This is a genomic window from Kribbella sp. NPDC058245 (genome assembly GCF_042882005.1).
In the GTDB taxonomy this organism is placed as follows: domain Bacteria; phylum Actinomycetota; class Actinomycetes; order Propionibacteriales; family Kribbellaceae; genus Kribbella.
Window position 1 is genome coordinate 91325 of the sequence record NZ_JBHVWY010000022.1, and the last position, 19770, is coordinate 111094.

Below are 19770 nucleotides of genomic sequence, written 5' to 3' on the forward strand. Positions count from 1 at the left end.
CTGTTCTACGTGCGAACGCCGTTCGTGTCAAGTACAGTGTTCGCATGAGCCAATCTCCGTGGCAGCCGATCAGTCCGCCCAAGCCTCCGCGTCCGGCCAAGGAGCCGCTGACCCGCGAGCGCATCGTGGACGCCGCGATGCGGCTGATCGTCGAGCACGGGTACGACGCGGTGTCGATGCGCAAGATCGCCCAGGAGCTCGGCACCGGACCGGCGTCGCTCTACGCGCACGTCGCGAACAAGGGTGAGCTGGATCAGCTGCTGGTCGACCGCGCGGCGGCCCAGATGAAGCTCGGCGATACCGCCGATCCGGACCGCTGGCAGGAGCAGGTGAAGGACTACATGCGCGAGATGCTGCGTGTGATGCGGGCGAACCCGGGCGTGGCCCGGGCGGCGATCGGGCAGGTCCCGCTCGGCGAGCAGGCGCTCCTCAGCACCGAGACGCTGCTCGCGATCCTCAAGGCGGGCAACCTGCCTGACCAGGCCGCGGGGTGGGCGGCCGACCTGATCCCGCTCTACGTCACCGCCGTGTCCTTCGAAGAGACCGTGCAGAACGCGGCCTCCTGGACGCCTGAGGACATCACCCACTTCGTCGGCGAGATGCGGGCCTACTTCGCGGGCCTCCCGGCCGACCGCTTCCCGGTCACCGTCGCCCTGGCCGCCGCCCTCACCTCGGGCGCCGGCGGCGACGAGCGGTTCGAGTTCGGCATCTCGGTGATTACCGCAGGTCTGGCTGCCCTGGCCGTCAAGGACTGAGCTCGACGCCGTCCGACTGGATCAACCGCGGCACCCGGGGCCGCCGTACCTCCTGGTCGTAGGCCGCGCGATGGGTGGCGACGATCGCACGGAGGTCGGCCGGCGAGCGGAGGTCGCGCAGGTCGAGGAAGAACACGTCGGTGGGGGAGTCGAGGCGGCCGGCGGCGACCAGTTCGGCGCCGACCTGGCGGAGCTCGCGGCGGGCCGCGGCGAGGGTGCGCACCAGCAGGTGCTTCGGCAGCTCGCGCAGGCCGGCGAGTTCGCGGGTACGGCGCAGGGCGAAGCGGACGATTCGCGCGCGCAACGGACTGACCCGCCGTACCAGCTCGGCGATCTTGGCCTCGGCCGCCGCCGTACCGGCCTTGTGCTGGAGCTCGGGTGCGAGCGCCGGATCGGACTGCCTGAGGTAGTTGGTCAGGACGCCGACGAGATGCGTCGGATCCTCCGACCAGCGCGGTAGGCCGAGGTCGATCTCGGCCACCGCGCGATGCCCGTGCTCGCCGAGGAAGTCCGAGAGTCCGTTCTGCGCGACCCGGGGGAGGGCGCCTGATCGGTAGCGCTCGGCAACGATCTCGGCCGGTTCCTCGAACGCTTCGACCGACGCTTCGTCGGCGCGGATCCGTTGCGCGAGGGACCACAGAGCGAGGTCCATCTCGGTGGTCACGTTGTGCGGGAGCCCGCGCAGAACGGTCTGCAGCTCACCTGGTTGGGCGGTCTTGCCGAGCACCTTCCGCGCGACGGCGAGCATCAGGAAACCGGCCGCAGGGGCGGGAAGCAGACGCGGCAGCAACGGGAGGGCTTTGGTGCGCAGCAGGTGTTCGACGAAATCCAGCCGGGCGGTCGCCGACCGCGATGCCGCTGCCAGCAACATGTCCAGTCGCCGGGAGGTCCGGCGTACCTGGAAATGCGCGATGGCCGGCGACACGATCGCGGCCAGCAGACGGATGGGCGCTCCGCTGCGGAGCAGGACGCGGGCGACCCGGCCGCCGACATCGCGACGCGACGAGGTCAGTACGGCGAAGTGTGGGTCCTCGGCGACCTGTCGCAGTACGACGGCCGACTGGGCGTCCATCACGTCGAACACCCGGGGCACGATCGCGCGCCCGGTGGTGCTGCGGATCGCCGGGGTGAGGTCGACGAAGGGTCGCTGCGCGGCCTCGGTGTACGCCGGTGGGCCGTCGTGCGGATCGTCCACCGGGCTCCCGAGCAGCTCGGCGGCCGACGTACCGAGCAGCCGGAACGCGGCCAGCCCCATCGGGGTGATCGGTTGCGTCAAGCCTTGAGTGCGGCTCAAGCAGAGATAGATCCGCGGACTCGACCCGTCCATCCGTTGCGGCGGAACCGGGTAGAGCGTGCCCGCGGCCTTGGCGTCGACCATCGGCTGAACCGGGAACCCCGCGCGAAGCAGGCTCCCGAGGTTGACGCCTTCCGGGCCGATCGCCCAGTCAGTCATCGGCGCCCCCTCCGAGCAGCCGGACCGCGGCCAGTGCATAAGCCCGGGCGGCGATCGCGAGCTCGGCGATCGGGACAGACTCGTCGGCGCGGTGTGCCTGGTGGGCGACCGATCCCGGACCGAGGACGACGACCGGGATGCCGAGGTCGCGATCGACGTACCCGCCGTCGCAGGCCGCGCCCCAACCACCCAGCGGAACGTCCGGACCGCCGGCTTCGCGCCGCGCGGCCTCGGTGATGCTGACCAGCTCCGCATCGGCGGGAGTCTCGAACGGCGGCATCTCCATCGGCATCTCGAGGTCGACCGTCAGGCCGCGCTTCTCGAGGTGCAGGGCGGCGACGCGGTCACGCAGGTTCTCGAGAACGGCAGCGGGGGACTCGCCAGGCAGCAGGCGGCGGTCGGCGACCACGACGCATTCGGCCGGCACGATCGAGCCACCCGTGCCGCCGTTGATCTGCCCGACACTCCACGTGGCCGGGCCGATCAGCGGGTGCGGGTTCGCGGCCAGTTCGGCGTGCAGACGCTCGATCTCGGTGATGATCGCTGTCGCGCCGTAGATCGCGTTGGCGCCGTCCTGCGCGTTGCCGGCATGGACAGCGCGCCCGTGCACCGCGACCCGCAGATAGGAGTCGCCGCGCGCCGCGATGATCGTCTGCAGATCAGTGGGCTCAGCGGTGATGCATCCCACATAGGAGCGGGGGCTCTCGTTCACGAAGGCGCGGATGCCCTTCCCGGTCTCCTCTTCGTCAACGACGGCCGCGAGCTCGACCGGCCCGCTCAGCTCGACGTCCCGCAACACAGCGAGCGCCGCCACCGCGGCAGCGAGCCCGCCCTTCATGTCGGAGGCGCCTCGTCCATAAAGCCGGCCGTCGCGGACCTCAGCGCCGTACGGGTCGGTTGTCCACCCCTCACCCACCGGTACGACGTCAGTGTGGCCGAGCAGAAGCAGTCCCGGCCCGGTGCCGTTGCCGACGGTCAGGCTGATGTTGTCCCGCCCCGGCTCGACCGTCGTGGTGGTCACGGTGAGACCGAGTTCGTGGCCGACCGCAGCGAGGACGGCGACGGTCGCGGCCTCCTCGCCGGGCGGGTTCTGGCCGGTCGCCCGGACCAACGCCGTACAGACCCTGAGCAGCAGGTCCTCGTCGATCCGGGCGAGCAGACGTTGTTCTTCGGCGGTCGTCATCCCGCCACACTATTTCAGCGCACGGGGGAGTAGTCGTCCCAGACGACGCTGTTCCCGGCGATGTAGGCGCGGAAGCTGAAGGTGGCAGCCGAGATCCACTTGTAGCCGGCCTTGCCGTTGGAACCGGCGGTCACCTTGGTGAGCTGCTTCCACGTGCTGGTGCCGGCCTGCTTGTACTGCAGGACGATCTGCTTGCCGCCCCACGGGACGAACTTGTTGATCGCCGGGCGGTAGTTGCCGGCCGCGGTGCTCAGCGTGTAGGTGCCGCGCGACTTGCTGACGGTCAGGTCGACGGCCGAGACGTACTTGTTCATCCGGTTGAACGTCGCCAGCTTCGCGACCGTGTTTCCGTCCTTGTCCTCGCCCGAGCCGTCGTCGGTGTCCCCGGTGAAGGTGACCACGCCGACCGGCGAGATCTCCGAGTACAGCGTGACCTCGGCGCCCGGGTTGCCGTTCGGGAACTCGATGTCGATGGAGACCGGGTCGCCCTTCTGCCGGCCGTGCCAGTCGGCCCGGTACAGCGTCGCCGGGCAGCCCTTGCCGTAGCCGATCGTGTAGTGGGTCTGACGGTTGTTCATGACGAGCCGCTCCGGCAGACCCGGGTAGCAGGTCGGCAACTCGGCGGCAGGCTGCTGAGCGACGGATGCAACGGGTGCGGCGGCCTGAGCCGGTACGGCGGCGGCCAGGCCGGTCGCGAGCAGGCCAGTTGCCGCGAGCAACGAAAGGGTCGAGCGCATGGGATCCCCTAGGGTGTGAAGACTTTGGCTGCCGGTAACGCTAAGCAGCCAAAGACATCCACGGCCCCGGATCGACCTGATCATGCATGTTCGGCCGGACCGCCCTGCCCGATCAGGTCAGCGCCCGTTCACTCCGAGACGATCGTGAACTCCGTCGGCGCGAACGATACGTTCAGCCGGCCTTGCACGGTCATCCGCCCATCGGCGATCCGGCACCGGAAGTCGGCGGCATGCGGCCCGGCGAGCCAGCGGATCGTCGCCACCAGCGAGTCGCCGTCGCCGAAGGCTGTGGTCACCACCCGGTGCTGCGTCCCGTCGACGTCGACGTCCGAGGCCAGCCCGGGCTGTTCGTTCCAGCCGCCCGGCGCGAAGACGTAGCCGTTGTCCTCGGCCTTGTCCTGCCCGAATTCGAAGAAGGTGAAGTAGGCGCTGCCGTCGGCATCCCAGCGCACGGCCTGGAGGAATCCTGGGTTCTCGCCGAAGGTGTACGTCTGCCCGTCACCGGCCTGCGGAGCGGGACCGGTCGGGGCTGGTAGCTCCAGCCGCTCGGGCCGCGCCACGACCGGGACCTCCTTGCCTTCGAGCGCCGGCAACAGGTGGTCCCAGAACACGACCTGCGCCGCCTGCATGTCGGCGGAAGCACTCGTCACGGCGAGGACAGCGTCGTACTCGGGGATGACGATGATGAACTGGCCGAAGGCGCCGTCGGCCCGATAGGTGTTGTGCCGGCCGCGCCAGAACTGGAAGCCGTAGCCCTGTTGCGCGTCCGGGTTGCCCTCATGGGCATTGGACACCTGCTTGGAGGTGGCAGCCTCGACCCACTCGGCCGGGACCAGTTGCTTGCCCTCCCAGACGCCGTGTTGCAGGAGCAGTTGGCCGAACTTCGCCATTGACTCGGTGCTGAGGCTCAACCCCCAGCCGCCGAACGTGATGCCCTCCTTCGAGGATCCCCACGTCGCCTCGGTGATCCCGAGCGGCTCGAACAGGCGGGACTGCAGATACTGCAACAGGGTCTCGCCGCTGACCTTCTGCAGGATCGCGGACAGCATGTACGTCGCGCCGCTGTTGTAGACGAACGGCGCACCGGGCTCGTGCTCGACGTCCAGGCTGAGGAACGCCTGCACCATCCGCTCACCGCGCTGCAGCTTCTGCACGGTGTCCTCGGCATGCCCGGTGCTCATCGTCAGCAGGTGCCGGATCGACATCGCGGCGAGGTTGTCGCTGATCGTCTCCGGCAGGTCCTCCGGCCCGAAGAACGACACCACCTTGTCGTCGATCGAGAACAGCCCGGCGTCGACGGCCAGCCCGATCGCGGTCGAGGTGAAACTCTTCGAGACCGAATACAGCAGGTGCCGGTCGGTCAGCCGGTACGGCGTCCACTCCGCCTCCAGCACGATCTGACCGTGCCGCACCAGCGTCACCGTATGAAACTCCTGATCGGACGCGTCCAATGCCGCGACGAACGCGTCGATCGCCGCGCCGGACAGTCCCTGGTCCTCAGCTGCACTCCGTGGAAGGCTCACCCCACGCACGCTATCTCCCCGGACGGACAAAATCAGGTGAGTTCTTTGCACGCGGCCGTGATCGTCAACCCGATCAAGCAGGCCGACGTCGAGCAGTTCCGTCGTACCGTCGGCGAGGCGTTGACCGCCCGTGGCGCCGGCGCGGTGTCGTGGTTCGAGACCACGGCCGACGACCCAGGGGTCGCGATGGCTCAGGAAGCGATCGCCGCGGCGGTCGACCTGGTCCTGGTGGCCGGTGGTGACGGAACGGTCCGGGTGGTCTGCTCGGAGTTGGCCGGCACCGGGATCGCGGTCGCGGTGCTGCCGGCCGGTACCGGCAACCTGCTGGCCCGCAACCTCGGCATCTCGCTGGTGATGGAGACCGCGCTCGACGAGGTCCTCGACGGAACCGAACGCGAGATCGACAGCGTGCGAATCTCCGGCGACGACCTGCCGGACGACCGGTTCGTGGTGATGGCCGGGCTCGGGCTCGACGCCGCGATCATCGACGACGCCCCGGACGACCTGAAGAAGCGGGTCGGCTGGGCGGCGTACGTGATCTCGACGATCAAGAACCTGAACCACCCGGCGTTCCGGCTCGAGCTGACCGTCGACGACCAGCCGCCGATCCGCCGCCGCGCCCGCACCGTGGTGATCGGCAACGTCGGCACCCTGCAGGCGAACATCCCGCTGCTGCCCGACGCGCACGCCGACGACGGCCTCATCGACGTCGTCATCCTGGCGCCGAAACGCGTTAGTCACTGGCCGCGGCTGGTCCTCAGCCTGGTCGTCAAACGCTGGCGGGAGCGCGACATCGAACGCTTCACCGGCAAGCGCATCCAGGTCCGCAGTGACCGGACCATTCGCCGTCAGCTGGACGGCGACATGATCGACCCCGGCCGCATCCTCACCGCCGAGGTGGACCCGTCGTCCCTCCTCGTCCGAGTCCCGAAGGGCTAACCATGCAGTCAGTTCTCGACGACCTGGTCGCCAAGGGCGTACACCGCGGCTACTGACGGAGGAGACCGGCCATGTGCTGGCCGGTCTCCTCGCCTGACTACTTCTGCACCAGTACGGCGACTGTGCGCGCCGGCACCTGGACCGTGCCGGACGAAGCGGTCCACGTGGTCTGCTTGACGACCGGATCGTTGCCGTTGGCCTGGACCGGGGAGAGCGTGAGCGTCTGACCGGCCAGTCCGGGCACTGTCTGCGTGACGGCCGAGCCCGTGGTGTTGAAGACGACCAGCACGCCCTTGAGCGCTGGGTCGACGTTCGGGCCGACGGTGTCGTCAATGCGCATCGTGACAACGCCGGGAGTCGAGCCGCTCAGCGGATAGCTGAGCTTGGCGTTGATGAGGTCCGCTGAACCGAGCCGGAACAGCGGTGTGGAGAAGCGGAGCTTGAGCAGGTCGGCAGCGGCCGCTGATGCGGTCTCTACGTCGGCCGCACTGGGCTTGAGCGCCGGATTGCCGAGCAGTGGCTTGATGTACGGCCACTTCGCTTCGTTGTCGGTCTTCGGCGGCAGACCGTGCCCGAAGCCGTTGTCGGCGCCGGTCCAGTCCAGCGTGTTGAACCAGTCGCCGGAGTCGTAGGAGTTCCGGTCCAGCGACTTGCTGCGCAGCATATCGGCACCTGCGTGCCAGAACGACGGCGTCTGTGCTAGTGCGGTCGTTGCCAGCGACAGGGTGTTCATCCGGATCCGGTCCGCCATCGGCATTGTCGTCGGCAGCTTGTACGTCAGCGTGTCCCAGAGCGTTTCGTTGTCGTGGGCATCGACGTACGTGACCACCTCGTCCGGCTGATCGGCGTACCCGGCGGGGGAGCCGTTGTAGTCCACCCCGTCACCGCGGACCGTCGTACCGGTCTCTGCGGAGCGGAAGCTGAACGACCGCAGGTTGCCGGCCAGTCCCAGCTGGACCAGATCGGTGTCGTGAGCGAGGCGTTCGGCCCGGTCCGCGGCTGAGCCGTTGATCGGGTCGCCGTTGGGGTCACTGGCCGCTCCGGAGCCGAAGCCCTGCACCCGCGGGTTGTCGTCGAACGGACCGCCGCCACGGACCGCGTCCCGGAGCCGGTCCGAGAAGGTACCGATCCCGGTTCCGCCGAGGTTGCCCTGGCGCGCCTGCACGAACAGGGCGTCGTTGGCGACCTCACCGAAGTTCCAGCCCTCGCCGTACAGGTAGATGCGCTTGCCGTCGACACCGTCCTTGGCCAGCGTCAGCTTGTCGAGTGCGGCCCGCACCTTCAGCAGGTTGGCCTTGGTGTGATGACCCATCAGGTCGTAGCGGAAGCCGTCGACGTGGTAGTTGCGGGCCCAGCTCACGGTGCCGTCCACCATGATCTTCTCGGCCATGGCGTGCTCGGTGGCGATGTTGCTGCAGCAGGTCGAGTTCTCCACGCCTCCGGTCGCGTTCAGCCGCTGGTAGTACCCAGGCACGATCTTGTCCAGCACCGACGTCGGTGCCTGTCCGGCCGCGGGCGTGTGGTTGAAGACCTGGTCCAGTACGACGCGCAGTCCGGACTTGTGCAGTCCGCCGACCATGGTGCGGAATTCGGCGACCCGCGCGAGACCGTCCTTCTGCGTCGCGTAGGAGCCCTCAGGCGCCAGCCAGTGGAAGGGGTCGTAGCCCCAGTTGAAACCGTCCTTCGCCGCCACTGCGCTCACACAGGCCTGCTGCTGCTCGGAGTCGGCCGGTAGCGCCTTCAGATCGCAGGCCGGCGTCTGCTGCCCGGTCTCCGGGATCGACGCGATGTCGAACGTCGGCAGCAGGTGCACCGTGTTCAGTCCGGCGTCCGCGAGCTGTTTGAGGTGCTTGGTGCCGTTCCCGTTGTCCGCGAAGGCCAGGTAGGTCCCGCGATGCGCAGCCGGCACTGTCGGGTCGCTGATGGAGAAGTCCCGGACATGCAGCTCATAGATGGTCGAGTCGACGGACTGCGCGAGCTTCGGCGCCGCTGTGCTCGACCACAGCGTCGGCTTCCCGGCCGGGTCGTTCAGGTCCACTGCGACCGAGTACGCCGAGTCAGTGGTCAGCGCGGTGGAGTAGGGATCGGTGACGACGTTCGTCTCCACCTTTCGGGTACTCGGCGCGTACACCGTCACCTCGTACCGGTACGACGCGTTCTTCCACGACCGTGGTCCACTGGCACTCCAGGAGCCGTCGTCGTTCAGGTGCATCGCGACAGTCTGGGAGCCGACCAGCAGACTGACTTTCTGAGCAGTAGGAGCCCACACCGTGAAGGTAGGCGAGCTCCCGCTCCACGTGACGCCGTACGAGCGTTTGGTGGCCGCACTGTAGACGTCGTCGAGCACACCAGGGATCTGTACGCCGGTCGCATCCAGCAGCCGACCTGTGTCGTCGTACTGAGCCAGTCCGAGTTGTCCGGTCAGAATCTTCCGGACGTCCGCATGGTCGAGCCGCAGCGTCGTGTACCCGGGCTTCACCTCACGCGAGTCGTAGCGCAGCCCCACCGACGTACCGCCGATGTCGTCCGCGTCGATCTTCAGCCCGCCGGTCGTCGACCAGTGCAGCCGCCAGCGGGACTGCTCCGGGTGTGCAACAGCCGGTACGGCGAGAGTGTCGCGCGACAGCCAGTAGGCCTTGGCCTGGTTGAGGTCCGGCTGTGCACCGGGCTTGGCGGTCGTCACTGTGAGAGTGTGGGTCGCGAGCACGTACGAGAACGTGGTGACCAGCCCGTCACCAGGCACGGTGATCGGAATGTTCTGAGCCGGGTAGCTCTCGTCCCACGACAGGTTGTGTGCAACCTTGGCCTCATAGCTGCCCGCTCCGATCTCACTCGTCGACCAGGTGTACGTGCCGTCACCGTCGGCGTCCGTCAGCCAGGGTCGCATGCAGGACGGGTCCCAGTCGGCCGGACAGCCCAGCTCGGACTGGAACGAGCCAGGCACCGTGATGATCGGTCCCTCCGCACTGGAGGTGACGAAGTGCCGTCCCTGCTCGTAGTAGAACGTCACCGGGCCGTCCGGAGCCGTGTAGGAGATGTTGCCGCCGTTCAGGTTGCCCCCGGCCCCGTAGTTCACGTCCCAGTTCTTGTTGAGCGCCGCCTTGTACGCGTGCTCGCCCGCCGGGATCGTGTAGGTGCCCTTCCACACCTTGTCCTTCGGGTCGAGTGTCAGCTGCGCCTGGTCGCAGTCCGGCGACCAGTCCGCCGCACAACCCATCTCGCTGTTGTGGTCGCCCGGCACACTCACGTTGGCCGGCTGTACGACCGGTCCGGTATCACCGCCGCCACCTGGCTTCGGTGCGTCGCCAACGACGCCGTACGAGCCGGAGACCGAGTAGTGCCCCGCCGAGTCCCGCAACACCGCGCGGTACTCGAGCAGCGTCCCCTTCGGCAGTCCGCTGACGTCCTGGAACACCCGGTACGGCGCGGCGTCGTCCGAGCCGAGTCGCTTCCAAGTCGTCGTACCGACTGGGCGATAGCCGAAGGTCACCGTGACCGGCGTGTTGGCCGGAACGGCCGCACTGATCTCAGCACGACCACCTACGACACCACCCGGCTCAGGCGCGCTCAAGTAGACCGCAGGTGCCTTGGAAGGCGCGGGCACCTTCTTCAAAGCTTGGTACACCGTCACCGACAGAGGCGGCTGGCTGAGCAGTACCCGACCTTCACGGTCGGTCTGGATCGGCCGCGAGCCGCCATAGACCGGCTTCAGCCACGTGTTCGACCCGTACGTCGGAATCGTCGCGGACTTGGCCGTGGTCGCATTGTTGGCAACCACCAGGTACTCCACGTTGTCCGCACCGATCCGGCTGAACGCGTAGAGCCCGCCGGTGTTCGACGAGTACCGATGCACCTGCCGTCCATCGGCCAGCGCGGGGTACCTGGAGCGCAATTGAGCCAGCGCCGCGATGTGCTTGTACATCGGCGAGCTGACGTCGTACCGGTCCTTGCTGCCGATCGTCGTCGTACCGGTGCCGTCGACGACCTCGTCATCGGCGTAGTCCGTCGTCTTGGTCGCGAACATGTCCTGCCGGGCGTCCTTGTCGCCACCCGGCCCGGTGAAGCCCTGCTCGTCGCCGTAGTACACCACCGGCTGTCCACGGGTCAGGTACATCAGTGAGTGCGCCAGCTTGTCGCGGGCGAGCAGCTCCGGCCCGTTGGCGCCGCCCTGCTTGAGGAACGTGCCCACGCGGCCCATGTCGTGGTTCCCGAGGAACGTGGGCAGCTGGTACGCGTTGGAGTCCGGATCGGTGTAGTAGTCGTCGTTCGCGTAGAGGTCGCGCAGCTTGGTCGCGGGATCGCCCTTGGCGAACGTCACCGCGTTCTGCTGGAACCCGAAGTCGAGCGTCGCCTGCAGGGCACCGGCGGTCGTGTAGGTCGACATGAACTTCGGATCCGCGTCGTACACCTCGCCGAACATGAAGAACTTCTTGGACCCGGCAGCCTTCGCCGCCGCCAGGATCGACGGGGAGAACTTCTGCCAGAACTCGAGGTTGACGTGCTTGACGGTGTCGATCCGGAAGCCGTCGATGCCGAGCTCGGCCCAGGTCTTGTAGACGTCGATCATCCCGTCCCGCACCCGCGGCTGCTCGGTGAACAGGTCGTCCAGACCGACGAAGTCGCCGTACTCGGCCGATTCGCCGGCGAAGGTCGAGTCACCGCGGTTGTGGTAGAGCGTGGGGTCGTTCAGCCAGGCCGGGACCTTCACGGTCTCGTCGGCCGGCGTCTTGAAGACCGGCACGTTCGGGAACGACGTGTTCCGGTCCAGCGGTGGGAACGTGTCCCCACCGGCGTAGGTCTTGTCGTCGAAGACGTTCCCGGCCGCGTCCTTGTACGGCGACGTGGACTTCGGGATGTAGCCGTACTGACCGGACTGGTAGGAGATCACGTCGGCGGTGTGGTTGGTGATGATGTCGAAGAAGACCTTCATGCCCTTGCGGTGCGCCTGGTCGATCAGCCGCTTCATGTCCGCGTTGGTGCCGAGGTGCGGATCGATCTGGGTGAAGTCGGTGATCCAGTAGCCGTGGTAGCCCGCGCTGACGTCAGCACCCGTGCCCTGCACCGGCCGGTTCTTGAACGACGGCGTGAGCCAGATGGACGTCGTACCGAGGTCCTTGATGTAGTCGAGCTTCTGGATGACCCCAGTGAGGTCACCACCGTGGTAGAAGCCCTTGTCGGTCGGGTCCAGCCCGGTCTGCAGCCGGTCACCGGTCAGACCGCCGGAGTCGTTGCTCTTGTCCCCGTTGGCGAACCGGTCCGCCATCAGGAAGTAGAACCGCTCCTTGGTGAGGTCCTGCCGCAGGCTGGGTGACGCCAGCGCCTTGTCAGCAGCCGTCACCTGCGCACCGGCCAGGTCCACCGGCTTCACCGACACCACATGTGTCTTGTCGTCGTAGCTGAACGACAGCTTGGCCGGTCCCTCGACCCGCAGCGGGATGTTGGCCCCGTTCAGCACCCCACCGGCGCCGTAGTTCTCGTCCCAGCCCCCGTTGACGGTCACCTTGTACTCGTACGAGCCAGCCGGCACGTCGAACACCTTCGTGTACGGCGCCGCCGCGCCGAGACTGCTCGCCGTACAGGCGGGGTCCCAGTCGCCTGGACAGCCCAGCTCACTCTGCAGTGAGCCGGCCAACGTGATCACCCGCTCGGCCGTCACCTGAGCCTGTGCGGGAGCCCCCAGCCCGAGCACCACCATCGCCGCCGCAGCGACCCCCGCAACCCAACGCCTGACACCACTCATCGCTGTCCCCTCCAGAGCCGGTCTGCCGGGGACGCTAGCCCGCGGTCCAGAGGTGGGGAAGGCTTCGAACGTCACAAAAGAACTGCGCGCGCCCAGTGGTCATTGCCGATTTGTCGAAGGGGCTGCCACTGCTCCGCCGAATCAGGCGATCAGAGACGGCAACGTGGTCTCGATCGGCGTGCGCAGGACGGTCGTCGCTTCTTCGTCGTACGGCGTCTCCTGCGCGTTCAGGATGATGAGCGGTTTGCCGGCCTTCAGGGCGATGTCGCAGAGACCTGCGGCCGGGTAGACCTGCAGTGAGGTGCCGATCGCGACAAACACGTCAGCTGCCTCAGTAGCAGCGACTGCTGCGTCGAGGACGGCCACATCGAGTGACTGGCCGAAGGAGACCGTGGCGGACTTCAGGATGCCGCCACACACCTCACACGCCGGGTCCTCATCACCAGCGTCCAGCCGGGGGAGTACGTCGGCCATCGGGATCCGCCGCTCGCACTGCAGGCAGTCGACGAACCAGACCGTGCCGTGCAACTCGTGAACGAGCTCTGGTGACGACCCGGCCTTCTGGTGCAGACCGTCGATGTTCTGCGTGACCAGACCGGTCAGCCGACCCTGGCGCTCCAGCTCGACCAGTGCGAGGTGGCCGGCGTTCGGCTCAGCCGTCCAGGCCGGTGCGGCCAGCCGGAACTTCCACGCCTCCACGCGCACAGCTCGGCTGGCGACGTACTCGTCGATGTCGAACATCGCCTGGGCAGCCGGGTTCTTCGTCCACAGCCCCTGCGGCCCGCGGAAGTCCGGGATGCCGGAGGCGGTCGAGATGCCGGCTCCGGTCAGTACGGCGATGCGGTCAGCGTCGATCACGCACCGGACTGTATCCAGTCCGTCGCCAGCACCGACATCATCACCTCGTCAACCCACTGGCCGTCCCACCGCAGCGCATCCCGGAACACGCCCTCGACGACGAACCCAGCCTTCTCGTACGCACGCTGCGCCCGCGGATTGAACGCGTACACCCCGAGGCTGATCCGATGCAGGCCGATCTCCTCGATGCCGTAGCCGACGATCAGCCGGGTCGCTTCCGTACCCAGCCCGCGGCCCTGACCGGCCGGCCCGATCAGGATCCGGAAGTTGCAGCACTGGTTGTCCGCGTCCCAGTCGTTGAGCACCGCCTCACCGACGACCTCTCCGGAGGCCTTGTCCACGATCGCGAGGTCCAACCGGTCAGTTTGGGCCTGACGGGTCCGGTACCACTGCCGGGCCTTCTCCTCGCCGATCTCCCCATGGCTCCCGGTCAGCCGGGTCACATCCGGATCGGCCATCGCGACGGCGAGTGCCGCGTAGTCGTCCTCGGTCACAGGTCGGAGTACGACGAGCTCACCGGTCAAGGTGGGCTTGTAGGAGAAGTCCGTCACCCGCCGGAGTGTGTCAGCTCACCCGCCGGACCACATACACATTTTCGGCCGCGGAAACGAGCTGCTGCGACCGCATCCGGCACCAGGCCGGGATGTCGGTCGCGGCGGCCGGATCGTCGGCCAGCACGGTGATGGTGTCGCCGACGGCGACAGTCGGTAACGCCTTGGCCAGCTTGATCACCGGGAGTGGGCAGAGCAGCCCACGGCAGTCCAGCTCGAGGTTCACATCCCCACCTCCGCCCGGATCCGCTGCACGATCCCCGGCAACACCCTGCAGAACCGGTCGATCTCGCCGTACGTCGTCGTCCGGGCCAGCGAGACCCGCACGTTGCCGTGCGTCAGCACACCCATTGCCGCCAGCACATGTGACGGTCGCAACGTACTCGACGTACAGGCGGAGCCGCTGGAGACAGAGAAGCCCTCAGCGTCCAGTGCGGTCACCAGAGCCTCACCGTCCACGTAGAGACACGAGAAGGTGAGGACGTGCGGCAGCCGGTCGTCCGGATCGCCCACCACCTCGACATCTGGTACGTCGGCCGCCACCCGCGCCCGGATCTCCGCGATCCACGCCCGGTGCTGCCCGTCGAGCTCACCAGCCTCAGCCAGCCGCGCCTGCAGTGCCGCCGCGGCCGCCAGCAGGTTGGGCACGTCAGGGAACCCGGGGGAGAGACCGTCCTCCCGCTCGTCCATCGGCCAGGCCGGAGCGATCCGAGTGCCCTTGCGAACCGCCAGGAGCCCCACACCGGCCGGCCCGCCCCACTTGTGAGCGCTTGCCGTGAGCACCGACCACCCACCCGGCACCACGTCGTGCCCCAGCGACGCCGCCGCATCCACGAACAGCGGCACGTCACCGCACGCCTCTGCAGCCGCCGCAACCGGCTGCCGAGTCCCCACCTCATGATTGGCCGACTGCAACACCGCCACCGCCACACCTGGCTGCCGCGCTGCCGCGGCGAACGCGTCCAGATCCACCCGCCCCAGCATGTCCACCCCGACCTCCACACCGGCATCACCAGCCGTGTGCAGTACGGCGCTGTGCTCCACCGCACTGTGGACCACGGCGGTCCCCACCCGTCGCCGAGCAGCCAGTACGGCGCTCAGTCCCGCGTGAATGGCCGCCGTACCGGAGGTGGTCAGGTAGAGCTCGTCCGGGCGCACTCCGACGCCTTGGGCAAGCACCGCCCGCGCGTTGTCCAGCAGCAGCCGGGCCGTCCTTCCCTCGTGATGCAGACGCACCGGATCGGCCCACCCGGAATCCACTGCCGAGAGCAACATTTCCCGCGCGGCCGGATGCAGAGGCTCCGCCGATGCGGCGTCGAGGTACGCACGCTCATTCATAGGGGAAACGCTAAGGGCTACCTGTGCGCAAACAGGCGAATGCTGTCCAGTAGTGTTTGGTCGTCAGTCTCACTTGGGAAGGGAAAGGCGCCCCGTGGGTTCGAACGGCACGTCCGGAGTGGAGGAGCGCATGGCAGACACTGCCCGCGCCACACGTCCGGCGAAACGACGGCTACTGGCCGCGGCCGCAACGGTGCTCGGCGCCGTTGCGCTGACCGGTTGCTCGTCGGAGACCACTGAGCAGTGGAAGCGACTCGGTCTTCCTGAGGGCGCGTCAGACCGGACCGAGGCTGTCCGCAGCCTCTGGATCGGTGCGTGGATCGCAGCGCTGATCGTCGGCGTCGCGGTGTGGGCCCTGATCCTGTACGTCGTGGTGCGGTACCGCAAACGCGGTGACGAGCCCGTCAAGCAGGTGCGCTACAACCTGCCGCTGGAGGTGCTCTACACGCTGGCGCCGTTCGCGATCATCGGCGTGCTCTTCTTCTACACCGTCGAGCACGGCAACCAGATCACGAAGATGTCGGCCACGCCGCAGCACACCGTGAACGTGGTCGGGCAGCAGTGGCAGTGGACCTTCAACTACAAGGACCAGGTCAACGGGCAGCAGGGCGTCTGGGAGACCGGAACGCTCGACAAGCCCGCGGAGCTGTGGCTGCCGGTGAACGAGTCGGTGCACTTCGACCTGACCTCGCCGGACGTCATCCACTCCTTCTGGGTACCGAGCTTCTACTTCAAGCTCGACGTGATCCCGGGCCGGACCAACCGGTTCGAGGTCACGCCGACCAAGACCGGGACGTTCGCCGGCAAGTGCGCGGAGCTCTGCGGGCTCTACCACAGCCGGATGATCTTCACCGTCAAGGTCGTCACCCGCGCGGAGTACGACCAGCACCTCAAGGAGCTGGCCGACCGCGGTCAGACCGGTGCCGCCGTCGGCGGCCAGGACGCCACCACGATCCCCGGTCACGGTGAGCAGGAGGGCGGGAAATGAGCGGCTACGCCGAGCGCAGTGGCGCTGTCGGGAGCACAGCGCTGCCGCGGCGACGCAGCAAGGGCCAGCTCGCGGTCAAGTGGCTGACCACGACCGATCACAAGCTGATCGGCCACATGTACCTGATCACGTCGTTCATCTTCTTCCTGATCGGCGGCGTGATGGCGCTGCTGATCCGGGCCGAGCTGGCCAAGCCAGGTCTGCAGATCGTGAACGAAGAGGTCTACAACCAGCTCTTCACGATGCACGGCACGATCATGCTGCTGCTCTTCGCGACGCCGCTGTTCGTCGGCTTCGCGAACGTGATCATGCCGGTCCAGATCGGCGCCCCCGACGTCGCGTTCCCGCGGCTCAACATGTTCAGCTACTGGCTGTTCCTGTTCGGCGGCACGATCACGATCAGCGGCTTCTTCACCCCGGGCGGCGCGGCCGACTTCGGCTGGTTCGCCTACGCCCCGCTGTCGAACGCGGTCCGTTCGCCGGGCGTCGGCGGTGACCTGTGGATCATGGGTCTGTACCTGGCCGGTCTGGGCACGATCCTCGGTGCCGTCAACTTCGTCACCACGATCATCACCATGCGCGCCCCCGGGATGACGATGTTCCGGATGCCGATGTTCACCTGGAACATCCTGGTGACCTCGATCCTGGTCCTGATCGCCTTCCCGATCCTGGCCGGCGCGCTGCTGATGCTGGAGGCGGACCGAAGTCTCGGCGCCCACGTCTTCGACGCCGCGAACGGTGGTCCACTGCTGTGGCAGCACCTGTTCTGGTTCTTCGGGCACCCCGAGGTCTACATCATCGCGCTGCCGTTCTTCGGCATCATCACCGAGATCCTCCCGGTCTTCAGCCGCAAGCCGCTGTTCGGCTACATCGGCCTGGTCTCCGCGACGCTCGGTATCGCCGTCCTGTCGGTGGCGGTCTGGGCGCACCACATGTTCGTCACCGGCGCGGTGAACCTGCCGTTCTTCTCCTTCATGACGTTCCTGATCGCGGTCCCGACCGGCGTGAAGTTCTTCAACTGGATCGGCACCATCTGGGGCGGGTCGGTCTCGTTCGAGACGCCGATGCTCTGGGCGGTCGGCTTCCTGACGACCTTCCTGTTCGGCGGCCTGACCGGCATCATCCTGGCCTCGCCGGCGCTGGACTACCAGCTGTCCGACTCGTACTTCGTGGTCGCGCACTTCCACTACGTGGTCTTCGGCACCGTGGTGTTCGCGATGTTCGCCGGGTTCTACTTCTGGTGGCCGAAGATGACCGGCCGGATGCTCGACGAGAAGCTCGGCAAGCTGCACTTCTGGCTGCTGTTCATCGGCTTCCACACGACGTTCCTGGTGCAGCACTGGCTGGGTGTCGAGGGCATGCCGCGGCGCTACGCGTCGTACGGGGCGAACGAGGGTTTCACCACGCTGAACGAGGTCTCCAGCGTCGGTGCCTTCATCCTCGGTCTGTCGATGCTGCCGTTCTTCTACAACGTCTACAAGTCCCGCAAGTCGCCGAAGGTCAACGTCGACGACCCGTGGGGCTGGGGCCGGTCGCTGGAGTGGGCGACCAGCTCGCCCCCGCCGCGGCACAACTTCGACAAGCTGCCGCGGATCCGGTCCGAGAGCCCGGCGTTCGACCTGCACCACCCCGAGCTGGCCCTGGCCGAGTACCCGGCCAACCGGGCCGGAGCGGACAACCTGCTGGACGCCGGTGAGGACGAGGGCCGGGTCGCGCTGCTCGAGGAGAACGCGGCGAAGAACGAGGGGAAGGACGAGGCGTGAAGGTCGAAGCCTGGGTCTTCGGGATCCTGAGCCTGTTCGTGCTGGTCGTCACGCCGATCTACTGGCTGATGTCGGGGGACCCGACCGGGACCACCGCACTTGTGATGACGTTCTTCCTGTCGCTGCTGATCGCGTTCTACCTGAGCATCACCGCCCGCCGGATGGACGCCCGTCCGGAGGACCGCAAGGACGCCGAGATCGTGGAAGGCGCCGGTGAGCTCGGCTTCTTCCCGCCGCACTCGTGGTGGCCGCTGTGGACCGCCGCGACGATGGCGATCGTGGCGCTCGGGATCGTCTTCGGCTGGTGGCTGTTCATCGCCGGCTGCGGGATCGGGATCGTCACCCTGTCGGGGTTCATCTTCGAGTACTACCGCGGTGACCACGCACACTGAGTGACCACCGGTCACTAGTTGAACGCGAAAACAAGCGTCGTCCGGTCCCAACCGGGCGGCGCTTTCGTGCGTCTGATGAACGACGGGTTACTCTGGGCGGCGGTCGATGGATACAGGGGAGAACTGGGGAATGGTGAGCAGGAAACACGGTCTGGCCGTGGTGGGTATCGCGGTGCTGCTGCTGGCCGGGACGGCGTGCAGCGACTCCGAGGCAGGCGGCAACCCCGCTCCTGGTGCCGCACAGAGCAGCAACACACCGGGTGGATCGACGTCCTCCGGTCCTTCGACGACACCGTCGGACAACCCGGCCGCGGCCACCATCGCGGTGGTTCCGGCCAAGGGCGCCAAGGCGGTCGCACCCGACAAGCCGGTGACCGTGACCACCTCGGTGGGCACGATCAAGTCGGTCACGCTCAAGGACGACGACGGTGACACCGTCGACGGCACCCTGAACGCCGACAAGACGGTGTGGACGGCCGGCCCGGGCGTCAAGCCCGGAGCGACGTACACGGTGAGCGGTACGGCCGAGGGTACCGACGGCGCCACCGTGCCGATCTCCTCGACGTTCAGCACGCTGAAGGCGTCCAAGAACCTGAAGGCCTCGGTCGTCCCGCTGAACGGTGAGACCGTCGGTGTCGCGCTCCCGATCCAGATCTACTGGAACAACCCGGTCACCGACCGTGCGGCGGTCGAGAAGCGGCTCAAGGTCACCACGTCGGTGCCGGTCGAAGGCACCTGGCACTGGCTGAACAGCAAGCAGGTCAACTACCGCCCGAAGGTCTACTGGCCGGCCGGTACCAAGGTGACGGTGAACATCGACACCGCCGGGGTCAACGCGGGCAACGGCACCTGGGGCTCGGCCAGCCGTGAGATCAAGTTCGCGATCGGCAAGTCGGTCGTCAGCAAGGTCGACGTCAAGAAGCACACGATGACCGTCACCATCAACGGCAAGCTCGCCCGCAGCATCCCGATCACCGCCGGCAAGGACGGGTTCACCACCCGCAGCGGGGTGAAGGTGATCATGGAGAAGTTCACCACCAAGCGGATGGACGCGGCGACGATCGGCCTCAAGCCGGGCGACCCGAACTACTACAACATCAGCGACGTGAAGTGGGCCCAGCGGGTGACGAGCTCCGGCGAGTTCGTCCACGGCGCCCCCTGGTCCAACGGCGCCCAGGGCAGCGCCAACGTCAGCCACGGCTGCGTCGGGATGAGCCTGGCCAACGCCCAGTGGTTCTACAACCAGACCCTGCGCGGCGACCCCATCGTCGTCACCGGAACCACCAAGTACATGACCGAGGGCAACGGCTGGGCCGACTGGAACTTCCCCTACGCCAAGTACAAGCAGGGCTCCGCTCTCTAAGGGCGCTCTAAAGGGCCATCAGACTCGCGTCCTGCCAGCCGCCGCCGGCGGAGTAGCGAGTCCGGGTCCACGGATTGCCGCTGGTGGGGGGGGGGGGGGGGGGGAAACAAAATGGCTCGTCAGAAAAGGGGTGAAAAGCGAAGCCCGAGAAGGGGATGCAAAGGGGATAGGTACGGCGCGAATAGAG

Annotated in this window: 15 protein-coding genes; 6 read left to right on the forward strand and 9 right to left on the reverse strand. The window is 67.5% G+C overall.

The genetic code is table 11. The features are described 5' to 3' along the window. Window positions 1-44: 44 nt before the first annotated feature. Window positions 45-755: a TetR/AcrR family transcriptional regulator gene (locus ACFVWG_RS37590; protein ID WP_391548271.1), complete on the forward strand. Its 711-nt coding sequence runs from the start codon at window positions 45-47 to the stop codon at window positions 753-755. On the opposite strand, the gene ACFVWG_RS37595 is transcribed toward ACFVWG_RS37590, so the two are convergent. From ACFVWG_RS37595 to ACFVWG_RS37610, 4 genes are all read right to left on the reverse strand, one after another. Next, window positions 745-2208 carry a hypothetical protein gene (locus ACFVWG_RS37595; protein WP_391548272.1) on the reverse strand — a complete coding sequence of 488 codons (1464 nt, stop codon included), beginning with the start codon at window positions 2206-2208 and terminating at the stop codon, window positions 745-747. The genes ACFVWG_RS37590 and ACFVWG_RS37595 overlap by 11 nt on opposite strands. Then, a complete protein-coding gene (locus tag ACFVWG_RS37600) occupies window positions 2201-3391 on the reverse strand; it encodes a M20 family metallopeptidase (RefSeq protein ID WP_391548273.1) in 1191 nt (396 codons plus the stop codon). The genes ACFVWG_RS37595 and ACFVWG_RS37600 overlap by 8 nt, the downstream gene beginning before the upstream one ends. 14 nt (window positions 3392-3405) lie before the next feature. Further along, complete coding sequence (locus tag ACFVWG_RS37605) at window positions 3406-4128, reverse strand: hypothetical protein (RefSeq protein WP_391548274.1); 723 nt, start codon at window positions 4126-4128, stop codon at window positions 3406-3408. Between the two features lie 128 nt (window positions 4129-4256). Further along, entirely contained in the window at window positions 4257-5651 is a 1395-nt protein-coding gene (locus tag ACFVWG_RS37610; RefSeq protein WP_391548275.1) for a serine hydrolase domain-containing protein, read from the reverse strand. Window positions 5652-5687: 36 nt separating this feature from the next. Here ACFVWG_RS37610 and ACFVWG_RS37615 point away from each other — a divergent pair, with 36 nt between their 5' ends. Beyond that, window positions 5688-6590: a diacylglycerol/lipid kinase family protein gene (locus ACFVWG_RS37615; RefSeq protein WP_391548276.1), complete on the forward strand. Its 903-nt coding sequence runs from the start codon at window positions 5688-5690 to the stop codon at window positions 6588-6590. Window positions 6591-6687: 97 nt separating this feature from the next. On the opposite strand, the gene pulA is transcribed toward ACFVWG_RS37615, so the two are convergent. The 5 genes from pulA to ACFVWG_RS37640 form a co-directional block, all read right to left on the reverse strand. After that, window positions 6688-12330 (reverse strand): pullulanase-type alpha-1,6-glucosidase, encoded by a 5643-nt coding sequence (gene pulA, locus ACFVWG_RS37620; RefSeq protein ID WP_391548277.1) that lies wholly within the window; start codon window positions 12328-12330, stop codon window positions 6688-6690. A 141-nt stretch (window positions 12331-12471) separates the two neighbouring features. Further along, complete coding sequence (locus tag ACFVWG_RS37625) at window positions 12472-13188, reverse strand: NAD-dependent deacetylase (RefSeq protein WP_391548278.1); 717 nt, start codon at window positions 13186-13188, stop codon at window positions 12472-12474. Then, on the reverse strand, window positions 13185-13739 hold the full coding sequence (locus ACFVWG_RS37630; protein WP_391548279.1) for a GNAT family N-acetyltransferase: 555 nt from the start codon (window positions 13737-13739) through the stop codon (window positions 13185-13187). The genes ACFVWG_RS37625 and ACFVWG_RS37630 overlap by 4 nt, the downstream gene beginning before the upstream one ends. 13 nt (window positions 13740-13752) lie before the next feature. Next, window positions 13753-13965 carry a sulfurtransferase TusA family protein gene (locus ACFVWG_RS37635; protein WP_391548280.1) on the reverse strand — a complete coding sequence of 71 codons (213 nt, stop codon included), beginning with the start codon at window positions 13963-13965 and terminating at the stop codon, window positions 13753-13755. After that, window positions 13962-15077 (reverse strand): cysteine desulfurase family protein, encoded by a 1116-nt coding sequence (locus ACFVWG_RS37640; RefSeq protein ID WP_391548281.1) that lies wholly within the window; start codon window positions 15075-15077, stop codon window positions 13962-13964. The genes ACFVWG_RS37635 and ACFVWG_RS37640 overlap by 4 nt, the downstream gene beginning before the upstream one ends. 94 nt (window positions 15078-15171) lie before the next feature. On the opposite strand from ACFVWG_RS37640, the gene coxB reads away from it, so the two are divergent. From coxB to ACFVWG_RS37660, 4 genes are all read left to right on the forward strand, one after another. Continuing rightward, complete coding sequence (gene coxB, locus ACFVWG_RS37645; RefSeq protein ID WP_391548282.1) at window positions 15172-16065, forward strand: cytochrome c oxidase subunit II; 894 nt, start codon at window positions 15172-15174, stop codon at window positions 16063-16065. Next, complete coding sequence (ctaD, locus tag ACFVWG_RS37650; RefSeq protein ID WP_391548283.1) at window positions 16062-17828, forward strand: cytochrome c oxidase subunit I; 1767 nt, start codon at window positions 16062-16064, stop codon at window positions 17826-17828. Before coxB ends, ctaD begins: the two co-directional genes overlap by 4 nt. Beyond that, window positions 17825-18220: a cytochrome c oxidase subunit 4 gene (locus ACFVWG_RS37655; RefSeq protein ID WP_391548284.1), complete on the forward strand. Its 396-nt coding sequence runs from the start codon at window positions 17825-17827 to the stop codon at window positions 18218-18220. The genes ctaD and ACFVWG_RS37655 overlap by 4 nt, the downstream gene beginning before the upstream one ends. A 130-nt stretch (window positions 18221-18350) precedes the next feature. Next, window positions 18351-19583 carry an Ig-like domain-containing protein gene (locus tag ACFVWG_RS37660; protein ID WP_391548309.1) on the forward strand — a complete coding sequence of 411 codons (1233 nt, stop codon included), beginning with the start codon at window positions 18351-18353 and terminating at the stop codon, window positions 19581-19583. Window positions 19584-19770 lie beyond the last annotated feature (187 nt).

Excerpts from the sequence above, each read along its gene's own strand:
- ACFVWG_RS37590 (WP_391548271.1), top strand. The coding sequence starts at position 45 with ATGAGCCAATCTCCGTGGCAGCCGATCAGTCCGCCCAAGCCTCCGCGT.
- ACFVWG_RS37595 (WP_391548272.1), bottom strand. The coding sequence starts at position 2,208 with ATGACTGACTGGGCGATCGGCCCGGAAGGCGTCAACCTCGGGAGCCTG.
- ACFVWG_RS37600 (WP_391548273.1), bottom strand. The coding sequence starts at position 3,391 with ATGACGACCGCCGAAGAACAACGTCTGCTCGCCCGGATCGACGAGGAC.
- ACFVWG_RS37605 (WP_391548274.1), bottom strand. The coding sequence starts at position 4,128 with ATGCGCTCGACCCTTTCGTTGCTCGCGGCAACTGGCCTGCTCGCGACC.
- pulA (WP_391548277.1), bottom strand. The coding sequence starts at position 12,330 with ATGAGTGGTGTCAGGCGTTGGGTTGCGGGGGTCGCTGCGGCGGCGATG.
- ACFVWG_RS37640 (WP_391548281.1), bottom strand. The coding sequence starts at position 15,077 with ATGAATGAGCGTGCGTACCTCGACGCCGCATCGGCGGAGCCTCTGCAT.
- ctaD (WP_391548283.1), top strand. The coding sequence starts at position 16,062 with ATGAGCGGCTACGCCGAGCGCAGTGGCGCTGTCGGGAGCACAGCGCTG.
- ACFVWG_RS37660 (WP_391548309.1), top strand. The coding sequence starts at position 18,351 with ATGGTGAGCAGGAAACACGGTCTGGCCGTGGTGGGTATCGCGGTGCTG.